This is a genomic window from uncultured Albimonas sp., assembly GCF_963977235.1.
In the GTDB taxonomy this organism is placed as follows: Bacteria; Pseudomonadota; Alphaproteobacteria; order Rhodobacterales; family Rhodobacteraceae; genus Albimonas.
Map to the genome: position 1 here is coordinate 20,939 of NZ_CAXBOD010000037.1, position 14,666 is coordinate 35,604.

Here is a 14,666-nt window from a genome sequence, read left to right on the forward strand (position 1 = left end):
GAGGTTGCCGAAAGGTTAGGCATTGTTCATATTTCCGGCAGGATCGGCGCTCATCGTATCGGCGCCGGACGCTGCGGCGCCGCGTTTTTCGATACGGCGGGGCGCGCGCGGCCCCTTGCGCGGGCGTGTGTTGCGACGCAACATCGCCCGTGAAACGAAGGGGACGCCGGACCTTGGCCAAGACGCTGAAGATCGCCGTGGTGGAGCGCGACCGCGACCGCGCGCTGATGATCGTCGACGGCCTGCGCGAGGCCGGCGACCATGAGGTGATCGTGATCGGGGACGAGACCGGCCTGTCGCGCCGCCTCTCGGAGATCAATCCCGATGTGGTGCTGATCGACCTCGAGAATCCCTCGCGCGACGTGCTCGAGGAGCTGGCGCTGGCCTCGGGGCCGATGGAGCGGCCGGTGGCGATGTTCGTGGACCGCTCGGACGGGGCGCTGACGCGCGCGGCGATCGAGGCGGGCGTCAGCGCCTATATCGTCGACGGGATGCACAAGCAGCGGATCAAGCCGATCATTGACGCGGCCGTGGCGCGCTTCCAGATGTTCGCGCGCATTCGCTCGGAGCTCGCCGCCACCAAGGCCGCGCTGGCCGAGCGCAAGACCATCGACCGGGCCAAGGGCATCCTGATGAAGGCCCGCGGCGTCTCGGAGGACGAGGCCTACGCGCTGATCCGGCGCGCGGCGATGGACCAGGGACGGAAGGTGGCGGATGTGGCGCAGGCCCTGATCACGGCGGCGGAGCTTCTGAAATGACCCGCGAGCCGATCGAGGTGGGGTTCATCCCGCTGGTCGACTGCGCGCCGCTGGTGGTGGCCCGCGAGATCGGCTTTGCCGAGGAGGAGGGGCTGGACCTTCAGCTGCGCAAGGCGCCGAGCTGGTCGAGCCTGCGCGACCGCCTGGCGCTGGGGGCGCTGGACGCGGCCCACATGCTGGCGCCGATGCCCGTGGCGATGAGCCTTGGTCTCGGCGGCATCCCCGCGCCGCTCGACGCGCTGGCGATGATCTCGGTCAACGGCGACGTGATCGGCGTCTCGACGGCGCTGGCCGCCCGGATGGCCGCGCTGGGCGAGCGGCCCGACTTCATGGACGCGCAGGCCGTGGGGCGCCGTCTGATCGCGGCGGCCGAGGGCCGGCTGCGGCTGGGCGTGCCGTTCCCGTTCTCGATGCATGCCGAGCTGTCGTATTACTGGCTCGACGCGCTGGGGCTGCAGTCGCCCAAGGGGCTGGACGTGCGCACCGTGCCCCCGCCGCTGATGGCCGCGGCGATGGCCGCGGGCGAGATCGACGCCTTCTGCGTGGGCGAGCCCTGGGGCTCGGTCGCGGTCGAGAACGGGGTGGCCGAGCTGATCCTGCCCGGCTGCGCGATCTGGCGTTTCGCGCCCGAGAAGGTGCTCGCCGTGCGGCGCGGCTGGTCGGACGAGCAGCCGGCCCGCGTCGGGCAGTTGATGCGCGCGGTCTGGCGGGCGGGCAAGTGGCTGTCCGATCCCGCCCACCGGCTGGCCGCGAGCGAGCTGCTGGCCCGGCCCGACTATGTCGACGTGCCCTCCGAGATCATCGAGCGGTCGCTCGCCGGCCGCCTGGTGATCGCGGCCACCGGCGAGGAGCGGCGCGCGCCGCGGTTCGTGGAGTTCTTCGACGCCGCGGCCACCTTCCCCTGGCGCAGCCAGGCGGTGTGGATGGCGACCCGCCTGGCCGAGCGCAACGGCCTCGACCGGGCCGAGGCGGCCAGGGCCGCGCGGGCCTGCTTCCGCACCGACCTCTACCGGCGCGAGCTGGGGCCCGCGGGCGCCGACCTGCCCGGCGCCTCGGAGAAGCTGGAGGGCGCGCTCGACCAGCCCACCGCCGTCGCCTCGGCCGCGGGGCGGATGATCCTGGGGCCGGACCTGTTCTTCGACGGGCGCGTGTTCGATCCCACCGAGGCGGCCTGAGGGCGCGGCCTGCGTTCGGGCCATGAGGCCGGAAGGCAGGCAGACGGGCGGCTTGATCGCCCATAAATCAGGCAAACACCCCTCGGTGCACGAGGTTTCAGCTTGGCGGCGCGTTTTCCGCCTTGCGCAGGGGGGCGGATTCGGGGTATCCAGAACTTAGCGCAGGGCAATGGAGTTCGGCGCGCCATTCACCCAAAGCACGGGTAACGCGGGCAAGGCTGCTCGATCGTCTCGGACCTTAACGAAGGTTCCGAGGACACGATCGCGCGGCCTTTTTTCGTTTTTCACCCCTGCCGACCGGCGACGGCGCGCAGGGATCGGGACTGGAGACAGACCTATGACCCACGTCAAAGGCGCGGCCGCCCTGCTTGGCGCCGCCTCGCTCATCGCCCTCGCCGCGCCGGCGCTTGCCGAGTTCCACCTGGTCGAGAAGGACGAGCTGAAGTTCGGCTTCATCAAGCTGACCGACATGGCGCCGCTGGCCATCGCCTACGAGAAGGGCTTCTTCGAGGACGAGGGCCTGTTCGTGACGCTGGAGCCGCAGGCCAACTGGAAGGTGCTGCTCGACGGGGTGATCGACGGTCAGCTCGACGGCGCGCACATGCTCGCGGGCCAGCCGCTGGCCGCCACCATCGGGTTCGGCACGAAGGCGCATATCATCACCCCCTTCTCGATGGACCTGAACGGCAACGGCGTCACCGTGTCGAACGAGGTCTGGGCCGAGATGAAGCGGCATGTGGCCATGGGCGCGGACGGCAAGCCGGTGCATCCGATCCCGGCCTCGGCGCTCAAGCCCGTGGTCGAGAAATACCGCTCGGAAGGCAAGCCCTTCAACATGGGCATGGTGTTCCCCGTCTCGACCCACAATTACGAGCTGCGCTACTGGCTCGCCGCCGGCGGGATCGAGCCGGGGTTCTACTCGCCCGAGAACGTCTCGGGGCAGATCGGGGCCGAGGTGCTGCTCTCGGTCACCCCGCCCCCGCAGATGCCCGCCACGATGGAGGCCGGCACCATCTACGGCTACTGCGTGGGCGAGCCGTGGAACCAGGCGGCCGTGTTCAAGGGCATCGGCGTGCCGGTGATCACCGACTACGAGATCTGGAAGAACAACCCCGAGAAGGTGTTCGGCATCGCAGAGGGCTTCGCCGAAGAGAACCCCCAGACCGCCATCGCCGTGACCAAGGCGCTGATCCGCGCGGCCATGTGGCTGGACGAGAACGACAACGCCAACCGCGCCGAGGCGGTCGAGATCCTCAGCCGGCCCGAATACGTGGGCGCCGACGAGGAGGTCATCGCCGCCTCGATGACCGGCACCTTCGAGTATGAGAAGGGCGACGTGCGCGAGGTCCCCGACTTCAACGTCTTCTTCCGCCACAACGCGACCTATCCCTATTATTCGGACGCGGTCTGGTACCTGACCCAGATGCGCCGCTGGGGGCAGATCGCCGAGGCGAAGGCCGACGACTGGTACGCCGACGTCGCCGCGGACGTCTACCGGCCCGACATCTACCTGGAGGCGGCGAAGTCGCTGATCGACGACGGGCTGGCGAGCGAGGCCGACTTCGACTTCGCCACCGACGGCTACAAGGCCCCGCAGTCGGAGTTCATCGACGGCGTGACCTACGACGGCCGGCGGCCCAACGCCTACCTCGAGCAGTTCCCGATCGGCCTGAAGGGCGAGCAGACCGTGGTCGGCGACGCCGTCGAGGGTTGAGCCCCGGGCGTCGAGGCGCCCCCCCGCGCCCTGTCCCGCCCTGCCCCGCGCCCGGAGGCCGACAGCCGTCGGCTCGCCCGCCCCCAGACATCCGGCGCGACGCGCCCCCTGATCTCGAAAGGCCCTTCAGGATGACCGCGATCCCCGACGCAGAGGTCGACCGCGACGCCGCCCGCGCCGAGCGCAAGGCCCGCCTGTTCACCCGCATCAACAAGGCCTCGGCCTGGTTCAACATCCTCGGCCTCGGCTTTCTGACGCCGCTCGCCCGGATCGCGGCCGGCGACGATCCCCGCGCGCAGAGCCGCGAGCTGTGGCGCCTGCTGGGGGTGCCGCTGGCCGCGATCGGCCTGTTCCTGCTGGCCTGGGCGTGGCTGGCGCCGCAGGTCGAGACCTCGCTCGGCGCGGTGCCGGGGCCGGCGCAGGTGTGGACCGAGGCGGTGGAGCTGAATGCCGACGCCGCCCGCAAGGCGGCCTCGGCGGCCGAGTTCTATGAGCGTCAGGAGGCGCGCAACGCCAAGCTCGAGGCCGCGGGCCACGCCGACCGGATCAAGTGGCGCGACCACACCGGGGCGCCGAGCTATTACGACCAGATCTGGACCTCGATCCAGACGGTGTTCTTCGGCTTCCTGATCGGGACGGCCATCGCCGTGCCGCTGGGCATCGTGATGGGGCTCTCGCCCTATGCCGCGGCCGGGCTCAACCCGCTGATCCAGATCTTCAAGCCGGTCTCGCCGCTGGCCTGGCTGCCGATCGTGACGATGATCGTCTCGGCGGTCTACGTGACCAACGACGGGCTGTTCTCGAAGTCGTTCCTGAACTCGGCGATCACGGTGACGCTGTGCTCGCTGTGGCCGACGCTGATCAACACCTCGCTGGGGGTGGCCTCGGTCGACAAGGATCTGGTGAACGTGGGCCGGGTGCTGAAGCTGTCGACCTGGACCAAGGTCACCAAGCTGATCCTGCCCTCGGCCCTGCCGCTGATCTTCACCGGGCTGCGGCTGAGCCTGGGCGTGGGCTGGATGGTGCTGATCGCGGCCGAGATGCTGGCCCAGAACCCCGGCCTGGGGAAGTTCGTGTGGGACGAGTTCCAGAACGGATCCTCGAGCTCGCTCGCCAAGATCATGGTGGCGGTGTTCACCATCGGGATCATCGGCTTCCTGCTGGACCGGCTGATGTACGCCATCCAGTCGATGTTCACCTTCTCGACCCACCGCTGAGGAGGCGAAGATGACCCCCATCCTCGAGTTCAAGGGCGTGTCCAAGGGCTATGGCGAGGGCCTGAGCCGGGACGAGGTCCTGAAATCCATCAACCTCTCGGTGCGCGACGGGGAGTTCCTGGCGATCCTGGGCTTCTCGGGGACCGGCAAGACCACGCTGATCAACCTGATGGCGGGGCTCGCCGCGCCCGACCGCGGCGAGGTGCTGTTCGCGGGCCGTCCGGTGACCGGGCCGGGGCCCGAGCGGGGGCTGGTGTTCCAGTCCTACAGCCTGATGCCCTGGCTCACGGTGCGCGGCAACGTCAGCCTGGCGGTGGACGCGGTCCACAAGGGCAAGAGCCGCGCCCAGCGCCGGGACCTGGTCGAGAAATACGTGCGCATGGTCGGCCTCGGGCACGCCTTCGACCGGCGGCCGGCGGAGCTGTCGGGGGGGATGCGCCAGCGGGTTGCGGTCGCCCGCGCGCTGGCGATGCAGCCGCAGGTGCTGCTGCTCGACGAGCCGCTCTCGGCGCTGGACGCGCTGACGCGGGCCAATCTCGCCGACGAGATCGAGCAGATCAGCCAGGTCGAGAAGAAGACCGTGGTGCTGATCACCAACGATGTGGACGAGGCGATCATCCTCGCCGACCGGATCGTGTGCCTGAACCCCGACGGGACGCTGGGCGCGCAGTACGAGGTCGCCCTGCCCCGTCCGCGGGAGCGCGCGGCGATGAACCATGACGCGGGCTTCAAGGCGCTGCGCGCGCGGGTGACCCAGCATTTGATGGACGTGGGCGTGAACGCGAAATCCGAGGAGACCCGGATCCTGCCCAAGGTGACGCCCCTGCACGCCCTGCCCCCGGCCTACGCGAGGGCCGCGGCCGAGACGACGCCCGACGAGCGCTATCTGCAGTATTCGCAGCTCCACAAGATCTACCCCACGCCAAAGGGGCCGCTGACGGTGGTCGAGGATTTCGAGCTGACCCTGAAGAAGGGGGAGTTCGTCAGCCTGATCGGCCACTCGGGCTGCGGCAAGTCCACGGTGCTGACGATGACCGCGGGGCTCAACGACATCAGCCAGGGGGCCATCGTGCTCGACGGTCGCCATGTCGAGGGCGCGGACCCCGAGCGGGCGGTGGTGTTCCAGAGCCCGAGCCTGTTCCCCTGGCTGACCGCCAGGCAGAACGTCGCGGTGGGCGTGGACCGGGTCTATCCCAGGGCCTCCCAGGCCGAGCGCCAGGATGTGGTGGAATATTACCTCGAGCGGGTGGGCCTGGGCGAGGCGATGGACAAGGCCGCGGCCGAGATGTCGAACGGCATGCGCCAGCGGGTGGGCATCGCGCGGGCCTTCGCGCTGAGCCCCAAGCTGCTGCTACTGGACGAGCCGTTCGGGATGCTCGACTCGCTCACGCGCTGGGAGCTGCAGGAAGTGCTGATGGAGGTGTGGTCGCGCACCCAGGTGACCGCCGTCTGCGTCACCCATGACGTGGACGAGGCGATCCTGCTGGCCGACCGCGTGGTGATGATGACCAACGGCCCCCGGGCGACCATCGGCAAGATCATGGAGGTGGACCTGCCGCGCCCGCGCTCGCGCAAGGCGCTGCTGGAGCACCCCGATTACTACCTCTACCGCGAGCAGGTGCTGACCTTCCTCGAGGACTGCGAGACCGGGGCGCACGGCAGGTCCGCCGCGCCGGCGACGCCGAAACGCGCGACCCGGGAGGAAGCGGCATGATGGACGCGGCGATCGACACGCCCGTGCGGACCTTCGTTCAGGTCTCGGAGGTCTGGGTCCCCGGGGACGGCGTCCTGAGGCTGGCGCAGGGCGACTACGGGGGGCTGGACGCGTTCGCCTCGATCTCGGGGCGCGAGAGCTTCGCGATGGGCGAGGGCCTGCCCGGCAAGGCCTGGGCCGAGGGGCGCCCGGTGGTGCTGAAGACCTTCGAGGGCTCGTATTTCAAGCGGACCGAGGCGGCGGCCGCCGCGGGCCTCACCGCCGCCGTCGCCGTGCCGGTGTTCGCGGGCAAGGCGCTGAAGGCGGTGCTGGTGGTGCTGTGCGGGGACGACGAGGCCCGCGTCGGCGCGCTGGAGGTCTGGGCCGAGCGCGACGGGCTGCTGATGCTCGACGACGGCTACTACGGCGCCGCGCGGCATTTCGAATGGGTGTCCCAGCACACGCATTTCCCCAGGGGCCAGGGCCTGCCGGGGGCGGTGTGGGCGGCGCGCACGCCGATCCTGCTGCGCGATCTGGGCTCGGGCTACCGCTTCGTGCGGGCCGACAGCGCCGGCCAGGCGGGGCTGACCACGGGGCTGGGCCTGCCGGTGCCGGGACCCGACGGGAACGTCCGCGTGCTGACCCTGCTGTCGGCGCTCGGCACGCCGATCGCGCGGCGGTTCGAGATCTGGGACGCCCGCGCCGCCCGCGTGGGGCGCGCGGGGGGCGCGGTGCTGATCGACGGGATCTGCGCGCGCGAAGGCGCCCTGTGGACCGGCGAGGCCGAGCCCGAGCGTCGCCTGAGCGCCTGGGAGGGGCCCGTGGGCCGGGCGCTCGGCGCCGGCGTGCCGGTGATCCAGAGCGGGCCCGCGGGGCTGCCGGCCGGCTACGCCTCGATGATCGCCCTGCCCATCCATCTCGACGGCGGGCTCAGCCACGTCGTCGCCTGGTATCTGTAAGAGGAGGTCCGCAATGCCCAGACTTGTGGTCATCGGGGCCGGCATGGCCTCTGGCCGGGCGCTCGAGGAGCTGTTCGCCCTCGCCCCAGACGCGTGGCAGGTGACGCTGTTCGGCGCCGAGCCGCGCGGCAACTACAACCGCCTGATGCTCTCGCCCGTGCTGTCGGGGGAGAAGACCTTTGAGGAGATCGTCACCCACGACGCCGACTGGTACGCGGCCCATGGCGTGACCTGCCGCTTCGGCGAGCCGGTGACCGCCATCGACCGCGCCCGCAAGGTGGTGGTCAGCGCAGGCGGCGAGACGCCCTATGACAAGCTGATCCTGGCCACCGGCTCGCAGCCCTTCGTCATCCCGGTGCCGGGCAAGGACCTGCCCGGGGTGCTGAGCTTCCGCGACCTCGACGACGTCGAGGCGATGCGCGCGGCCGCCGGCGCCCCCGGCGCGCGGGCGGTGGTGATCGGCGGCGGTCTGCTGGGGCTCGAGGCCGCGGCCGGCCTGCGGATGCAGGGCATGGCGGTCACCGTCGTGCATCTTGCGCCCCATCTGATGGAGCGTCAGCTCGACCCCGCCGCGGCCTACCTGCTGCAGAAGGAACTGGAATCCCGCGGCATCGAGGTGCGCTGCAACGCCAACACCCGCGCGATCCTCGGCGGGGAGCGGGTCGAGGCGGTGGCCCTCGAGGACGGGACCCAGATCCCCGCCGAGGTGGTGGTGATGGCCGTGGGCATCCGCCCCGACGCGGCGCTGGCCCGGGAGGCGGGGCTCGCGGTCGGGCGCGGCGTGCATGTCGACGACCAGATGCTGACCTCGGACGCGGACGTGCTGGCGGTGGGCGAGTGCGTCGAGCATGGCGGCGTGTGCTACGGCCTCGTCGCGCCGCTCTACGATCAGGGCAAGGTGCTGGCCCGCACGCTGCTCGCGCAGGAGGCGGCGTTCAAGCCGATGGCGCTGTCGACCAAGCTGAAGGTGACGGGGGTGGACCTGTTCTCGGCCGGCGATTTCGCCGACGGGCCGGACCGGGACGAGATCGTGTTCCGCGACCCCGCCCGCGGCGTCTACAAGCGCCTGGTTCTGAAGGAGGACCGGATCGTGGGCGCGGTGATGTACGGCGACACCGCCGACGGCGCCTGGTATTTCGGCCTGATCAAGGAGGCCGCCGACGTCTCGGCGATGCGCGACACGCTGGTCTTTGGCGCCGCCTACCAGGGAGGGTCCGCCCTCGACCCTATGGCGGCCGTTGCAGCCTTGCCGGATGATGCGGAGATCTGCGGCTGCAACGGCGTGTGCAAGGGACAGATCGTCCGGGCGATCATGGAAAAGGGGCTCTCGAGCCTCGACGAGGTGAAGGCGCAGACCAAGGCCAGCTCGTCGTGCGGGACCTGCGCGGGGCTGGTCGAGCAGGTGATGCAGCTGACGCTGGGCGAGGACTTCAGGGCCCCCGCCGTCAAGCCGATGTGCCCCTGCACCGAGCTGACCCACATGGACGTCCGCCGCCTGATCCGGAGCCAGCGGCTGAAGTCGATCCCCGCGGTGATGCAGGAGCTGGGGTGGAAGACCTCGTGCGGCTGCGCCGCGTGCCGGCCGGCGCTGAACTACTACCTGCTGTGCGACTGGCCGGGGGAGTATGAGGACGACTACCGCTCGCGCTTCATCAACGAGCGGGTGCACGCCAACATCCAGAAGGACGGCACGTTCAGCGTGGTGCCGCGGATGTGGGGCGGGATCACCAACGCGGCCGAGCTGCGCGCGATCGCGGACGCCGCCGACAAGTACCAGGTGCCCACGGTGAAGGTCACCGGCGGCCAGCGCATCGACCTGCTGGGGGTGAAGAAGGACGACCTGCCGCGGATCTGGAAGGACCTGAACGCGGCGGGGCTGGTCTCGGGCCAGGCCTACGCCAAGGGGCTGCGCACGGTGAAGACCTGCGTGGGGACCGACCATTGCCGCTTCGGGACGCAGGATTCGACCGGCCTGGGGATCGAGCTGGAAAAGAAGCTCTGGGGCGCGTGGACGCCTCACAAGATCAAGATGGCGGTCACCGGCTGCCCGCGGAACTGCGCCGAGGCGACGTGCAAGGACCTGGGCGTGGTGTGCGTGGACTCAGGCTTCGAGCTGCACATCGGCGGCGCGGCGGGCCTGCACGTGAAGGCGACCGAGCTGCTGTGCAAGCTGACCGAGGGCGCCGACGTGGTCGAGCACTGCGCGGCCGCCATCCAGCTCTACCGCGAAGAAGCCCAGTACCTGCACCGCATGTACAAGTGGATCGACGTGGTGGGCCTCGACCACGTCAGGGAGCGGGTGGTCGAGGACGCCGAGAGCCGCCGGGCGCTGGCGGCGCGGTTCTTCCACGCCCAGCGGTTCATGCAGCAGGACCCCTGGGCCGAGCGCGCAAGCGCGGGCAAGGACGCCCACGAGTTCGCCCCCATCGCCGAGATCGCCTGAGGAGGCCGCACCATGACCCGGACAGAATGGGTGGACATCGGCGCGCTGGAGGACATTCCCCTTCGCGGGGCGCGCAAGCTCAGGACCCCGATCGGCTGCGTGGGCGTGTTCCGCACCGGCGCCGACGAGGTCTTCGCGCTGGTCGACCGCTGCCCCCACAAGGGCGGGCCTTTGACCGAGGGGATCGTGCACGGCCGCGCCGTCACCTGCCCGCTGCACAACTGGGTGATCGCGCTCGACACCGGCCTCGCGCAGGGGGCCGACGAGGGGGCCGTGCCCGTCGTGCCGGTGCGCCTCGAGGCGGGGCGCGTGCTGGTCGACCGCGGCGCGGTCAGCCTGGCGCAGGCGGCCGAGTGAGCGCCCGCGTCTGAGGCGCGCCGCGCGGGGGGGCCTCTTCCCGCCGGCCGCGGCGCCCGGCCCGTGTCGGTCGGGCCGGGCGCCGATCTCCCGCAGCGCGGGATGCGAGAAGGAAGCTGGACGATGAGCGACGCGATCCGGACCGCCTGCCCCTACTGCGGCGTGGGCTGCGGCGTGCTGGCGACCCCCGACGGCGCGGGCGGGGCGGCGATAGCGGGCGACCCCGCCCATCCCGCCAACTTCGGGCGCCTGTGCTCGAAGGGCTCGGCGCTGGGGGAGACGCTGTCGCTCGAGGACCGGCTGCTGACCCCGCGGATCGGCGGCGAGGAGGCGAGCTGGGAGGCGGCGCTGTCGCTGACGGCCGCGACGTTCCGCGCGGCGGTCGACGAGCACGGGCCGGAGTCGGTCGCCTTCTACGTCTCGGGCCAGCTGCTGACCGAGGACTACTACGTCGCCAACAAGCTGATGAAGGGCTACATCGGCTCGGCCAACATCGACACCAATTCGCGGCTGTGCATGGCCTCGGCGGTGGCGGCCCATCGGCGGGCCTTCGGGACCGACACGGCGCCTGCCTGCTACGAGGATCTCGAGCAGGCGGACCTGGTGGTGCTGGTGGGCTCCAACCTCGCGTGGTGCCATCCGGTGCTCTACCAGCGGCTGGCCGCGGCGAAGGCGGCGCGGCCGGGGCTGCGCGTGGTCACGGTGGATCCGCGGCGCACGGCGACCACGGACCTCGCGGACCTGCATCTGGCCGTCCGGCCCGGGGCGGACGCGGCGCTGTTCAACGCCCTGCTGGCGCGGATCGAGGCGCAGGGCGCCGTCGACCGCGCCTATGTCGACACGCACACCGAGGGCCTGCCCGAGGCCCTGCGCTCGGCCCGCGCCTGGGACCTGGCGCGCACCGCCGAGGCGACGGGCCTCGCGCCCGGCGACCTCGAGGCGTTCCTGTCCCTGTGGGCGGGCACGGCCAAGGTGGTGACGCTGTGGTCGCAGGGGATCAACCAGTCGAGCTCGGGCGCCGACAAGGGCAACGCGATCATCAACTGTCACCTCGCGACGGGGCGGATCGGGCGGCCGGGGATGGGGCCGTTCTCGATCACCGGCCAGCCCAATGCGATGGGCGGGCGCGAGGTGGGGGGGCTCGCCAACATGCTGGCCGCGCATCTGGATCTGGAGGATCCGGCGCACCGCGCGGCGGTGCAGGGGTTCTGGGCCTCGCCCGCGATCGCCGAGCGGCCGGGACTGAAGGCGGTCGATCTGTTCGCGGCCTGCGCCGCGGGGAAGATCAAGGCGCTGTGGATCATGTCGACCAACCCTGTCGTCTCGATGCCAGAGGCCGACGCGGTGCGCGCCGCGATCCGGGCGGTTCCGTTCGTGGCGGTCTCGGAGGTCATCGCCTCGACCGACACCGGGGCCGAGGCGGACGTGCTGTTCCCCGCCGCCGCCTGGGGGGAGAAGAGCGGCACGGTCACCAACTCCGAGCGTCGGATCACCCGCCAGCGCGCCTTCCTGCCCCCGCCGGGGCAGGCGCGGGCGGACTGGCGGATCGTGTGCGAGGTCGCCGCGCGGATGGGTTTCGCGGAGGCCTTCGCCTACGCGAGCGAGGCCGAGGTGTTCCGCGAGCATGCCGCGCTCTCGAAGCTGGCGGGCGAGCTGGGGCGGGCCTTCGACATCTCGGCCAAGGTCGGGATCAGCGATGAGGACTATGCCGCGTTGGACCCCTTCCACTGGCCGGCGACGGCGGCCGGAGACCAGGCGCGGCTGTTTGCCGACGGCGCCTTCCACACGCCCTCGGGACGGGCGCGCTTCGTGCCGGTGACGCCGCGCGCGCCGGCCTCGCGCCTGTCGGCGCGCTTCCCGCTGCGCTTCAACACCGGCCGGGTGCGCGACCACTGGCACACGCTGACCCGCACCGGGAAATCCCCGCGCCTGAGCCAGCACATCGCCGAGCCCTACCTCGAGATCCACCCCGCCGACGCGCGCCGGGCGGGGCTGGCGCCTGCCGATCTCGCCCGGGTCGAGAGCCCCGAGGGCGCCGCCCTGCTGCGGGTGCTGGTGAGCCCGCGCACCCCCGAGGGCTCGGTCTTCGCCCCGATGCACTGGAGCGCGCAGCTCTCCTCGGCCGGCCGGGTCTGCGCGGCGGTCAGGGCCGAGGTGGACCCGGTGTCGGGCCAGCCCGAGCTGAAGGGCGCGGCCGTGCGGGTGGAGAAGTTCGAGGCCGCCTGGCACGCCTTCGCGATCTCGACCGCGCGGCCCCGCTGCGCGGGCGCCGATTACTGGGCGCTGGCGCAGGCCGCCGGCGGCTGGCGGGCCGAGCTTGCCGGGACCGCCGCGCCCGCCGACTGGACCGCCTTCGCCCGCCGCCTGTTCGGCCTGGACGAGGGCGAAGGCGAGGCGATGGTCGTCGCCGACCCCGCCCGCGGCGCCGCCCGCGTGGCGCTGTTCGCGCAGGGCCGTCTCGCCGGCGCGCTCTTCGCCGCGCCCGAGTCGGTGGAGGTCGCGCGCGCCCACCTCTGCGCGATGCTGGCGGCCGACGAGACGCCCCCCGACCTGCTCGCCGGGCGGCCCGGCGCCGACCGCCCGGACCCCGGCGCGATCGTGTGCTCGTGCTTCTCGATCGGGGCGAAGACGATCGCCGAGGCGATCGCGGGGCGACAGCTTGCCGACGTGGCCGCCATCGGCGCGGCGCTGGGGGCGGGGACCAACTGCGGCTCCTGCCGGCCCGAGCTGCAGGCGCTGCTTGACAAGACCCGGACCGCGCGCACCTTGGCGGCATGACCTTTTCCCAGCTAGTCCGCACCCTTGGCCGGGGCCCCGGCCGGTCCCGCAACCTCGAGCGCGCCGAGGCCGCCGAGGCCATGCGCCAGATGCTCGCCGGCACGCCCGCGCCCGAGGCGGTGGGCGCGCTGCTGATGCTGATGCGCTTCCGCGGCGAGAACGCCGAGGAGATTGCCGGCTTCTGCGACGGCGCGGCCGAGGGGCTGGAGGCCTGGCGCGCGCTGCGCCCGGCCATCGACTGGCCCAGCTATGCGGCCGGCAAGAGCCGCGGCCTGCCGCTGTTCCTGCTGGCCGCCAGGCTGGTGGCGGGCGCGGGGCTGCCGGTGCTGATGCACGGCTGGAACTCGGCCGCCCACATGCGCGAGGCCGCCAACCTGCGCGCCGCCCTGCCCGGCATCGGCATCCCGGTGGTCGAGACCCCGGAGGCCGCGCGCCAGGCGCTCGACGCGCAGGGCATCGCCTACGTGCCGCTCGAGGTCATGTCGCCCGACCTCTACCGCCTGTTGCGGCTGCGCGACGTGTTCGGGCTGCGCTCGGCGGTGAACACGACGCTGCGGGTGATGAACCCTTCGGGCGCGGCGTGCTCGGTGCAGGGGGTGTTCCACCCGCCGTATCGGCCGCTGCAGGTCGCGGCCTCGATCCTGCGCGAGCAGCCCCGGCAGCTGGCCCTGAAGGGCGGCGGCGGAGAGTTCGAGCGCAACCCCTCGAAGTCGGTGACGCTCGAGGGGGTGGTGGGCGGCGAGCGGATCGAGATCGAGGCCGCCCCGATCATCGACGAGACCCGGCGCCTGGCCGACCCCGAGCCCGATCCCGCGCGCCTGCCCGCCCTGTGGGACGGCTCGCTGGAGGATCCGTTCTCCGAAGCCGTGGTGGTCGCCACCGCCGCCGCCGCGCTTCTGGCGGCCGGCGCCTGCACCGACCTCCCCGCCGCCGAGGCCGAAGCCGCGCGCCTGTGGTCCGCCCGCCCCAGGGACCGCGCCGTCTGAGCCCCCCGCCTTCCGAGCCCCCGCCGACTGATCGGATCCCCGAGAACCGGATCGCTCGAGGCCAGGATTCTCCGCGGCCCTGCCCCCCTGTCCGGCAGGAGCAGAAGACGATGAAGCCCTCGAGTGTCTCGGACGCGCGAACCAGGCGTTCGTCCTGAGGCAGGGCGAGGATGGCCTGCCGGTCGCCGAGGTCTGACGGAGGGCGGGGATCAGGCCCGCCGCCTGAGGAGCCGGCCCCTCGAGGGACGGCGCTCGCAAGCTGATCGGCTTTCTGTCCGGCGCGACAGACCCGCGCCCCGCGCCCGATGCCGACAGCGGGACCTCCCGATCGCCGACCCCCACTCCGACGCGACGAATTCGACGCCCATGCTGGACGGGTGGCGAACGAGAAAAGCGCGCCCGCGGCGCGCCCTTCGCACCCCCTTGGGATTGTGGTGAGCCGTGCAGGGTTCGAACCTGCGACCCGCTGATTAAAAGTCTCAGATTTGGCAGTTTCGACCGGTTTCTCTCCGCATCGCGACCTCACACATGACCCCTTAAAATCAGAGACTTGAACGCCTATCTCGTTCGGCATGGCGGCGCATGG

General features: G+C 71.7%; 10 protein-coding genes and 1 tRNA gene. 10 read left to right on the forward strand and 1 reads right to left on the reverse strand.

Going from position 1 to position 14,666, the window contains the following annotated elements:
* Nucleotides 1-173 precede the first annotated feature (173 nt).
* The 10 genes from AAC134_RS15940 (at nucleotide 174) to AAC134_RS15985 (ending at nucleotide 14,080) form a co-directional block, all read left to right on the forward strand.
* Nucleotides 174-758 (forward strand): ANTAR domain-containing protein, encoded by a 585-nt coding sequence (locus tag AAC134_RS15940; RefSeq protein ID WP_339950106.1) that lies wholly within the window; start codon nucleotides 174-176, stop codon nucleotides 756-758.
* A complete protein-coding gene (locus AAC134_RS15945; RefSeq protein ID WP_339950107.1) occupies nucleotides 755-1,933 on the forward strand; it encodes a CmpA/NrtA family ABC transporter substrate-binding protein in 1,179 nt (392 codons plus the stop codon). The genes AAC134_RS15940 and AAC134_RS15945 overlap by 4 nt, the downstream gene beginning before the upstream one ends.
* Before the next feature lie 337 nt (nucleotides 1,934-2,270).
* Nucleotides 2,271-3,647: a CmpA/NrtA family ABC transporter substrate-binding protein gene (locus AAC134_RS15950; RefSeq protein ID WP_339950108.1), complete on the forward strand. Its 1,377-nt coding sequence runs from the start codon at nucleotides 2,271-2,273 to the stop codon at nucleotides 3,645-3,647.
* A 131-nt stretch (nucleotides 3,648-3,778) separates the two neighbouring features.
* The gene (locus AAC134_RS15955) at nucleotides 3,779-4,864 is read left to right on the forward strand and encodes an ABC transporter permease (protein WP_339950109.1); all 1,086 of its coding nucleotides are present in this window, start codon (nucleotides 3,779-3,781) and stop codon (nucleotides 4,862-4,864) included.
* Between the two features lie 10 nt (nucleotides 4,865-4,874).
* Complete coding sequence (locus AAC134_RS15960) at nucleotides 4,875-6,578, forward strand: nitrate ABC transporter ATP-binding protein (RefSeq protein WP_339950110.1); 1,704 nt, start codon at nucleotides 4,875-4,877, stop codon at nucleotides 6,576-6,578.
* Nucleotides 6,575-7,516 carry a GAF domain-containing protein gene (locus AAC134_RS15965; RefSeq protein WP_339950111.1) on the forward strand — a complete coding sequence of 314 codons (942 nt, stop codon included), beginning with the start codon at nucleotides 6,575-6,577 and terminating at the stop codon, nucleotides 7,514-7,516. The genes AAC134_RS15960 and AAC134_RS15965 overlap by 4 nt, the downstream gene beginning before the upstream one ends.
* 13 nt (nucleotides 7,517-7,529) lie before the next feature.
* A complete protein-coding gene (gene nirB / locus AAC134_RS15970; RefSeq protein ID WP_339950112.1) occupies nucleotides 7,530-9,959 on the forward strand; it encodes a nitrite reductase large subunit NirB in 2,430 nt (809 codons plus the stop codon).
* A gap of 12 nt (nucleotides 9,960-9,971) precedes the next feature.
* A complete protein-coding gene (gene nirD / locus AAC134_RS15975) occupies nucleotides 9,972-10,316 on the forward strand; it encodes a nitrite reductase small subunit NirD (protein WP_339950113.1) in 345 nt (114 codons plus the stop codon).
* Nucleotides 10,317-10,439: 123 nt separating this feature from the next.
* Nucleotides 10,440-13,094, forward strand: a complete 2,655-nt coding sequence (locus AAC134_RS15980; RefSeq protein WP_339950114.1) for a molybdopterin-dependent oxidoreductase — start codon at nucleotides 10,440-10,442, stop codon at nucleotides 13,092-13,094.
* Nucleotides 13,091-14,080: a glycosyl transferase family protein gene (locus AAC134_RS15985; RefSeq protein WP_339950115.1), complete on the forward strand. Its 990-nt coding sequence runs from the start codon at nucleotides 13,091-13,093 to the stop codon at nucleotides 14,078-14,080. Before AAC134_RS15980 ends, AAC134_RS15985 begins: the two co-directional genes overlap by 4 nt.
* A gap of 432 nt (nucleotides 14,081-14,512) precedes the next feature.
* Here the strand turns inward: AAC134_RS15985 and AAC134_RS15990 are convergent.
* Nucleotides 14,513-14,588, reverse strand: a tRNA-Ser gene (locus tag AAC134_RS15990).
* Nucleotides 14,589-14,666: the final 78 nt, after the last annotated feature.

Bases quoted from the DNA above. Each gene is read 5' to 3' on its own strand.
- AAC134_RS15945 (WP_339950107.1), top strand. From the start codon at position 755: ATGACCCGCGAGCCGATCGAGGTGGGGTTCATCCCGCTGGTCGACTGC.
- AAC134_RS15950 (WP_339950108.1), top strand. From the start codon at position 2,271: ATGACCCACGTCAAAGGCGCGGCCGCCCTGCTTGGCGCCGCCTCGCTC.
- AAC134_RS15955 (WP_339950109.1), top strand. From the start codon at position 3,779: ATGACCGCGATCCCCGACGCAGAGGTCGACCGCGACGCCGCCCGCGCC.
- AAC134_RS15960 (WP_339950110.1), top strand. From the start codon at position 4,875: ATGACCCCCATCCTCGAGTTCAAGGGCGTGTCCAAGGGCTATGGCGAG.
- AAC134_RS15965 (WP_339950111.1), top strand. From the start codon at position 6,575: ATGATGGACGCGGCGATCGACACGCCCGTGCGGACCTTCGTTCAGGTC.
- nirB (WP_339950112.1), top strand. From the start codon at position 7,530: ATGCCCAGACTTGTGGTCATCGGGGCCGGCATGGCCTCTGGCCGGGCG.
- nirD (WP_339950113.1), top strand. From the start codon at position 9,972: ATGACCCGGACAGAATGGGTGGACATCGGCGCGCTGGAGGACATTCCC.
- AAC134_RS15980 (WP_339950114.1), top strand. From the start codon at position 10,440: ATGAGCGACGCGATCCGGACCGCCTGCCCCTACTGCGGCGTGGGCTGC.
- AAC134_RS15985 (WP_339950115.1), top strand. From the start codon at position 13,091: ATGACCTTTTCCCAGCTAGTCCGCACCCTTGGCCGGGGCCCCGGCCGG.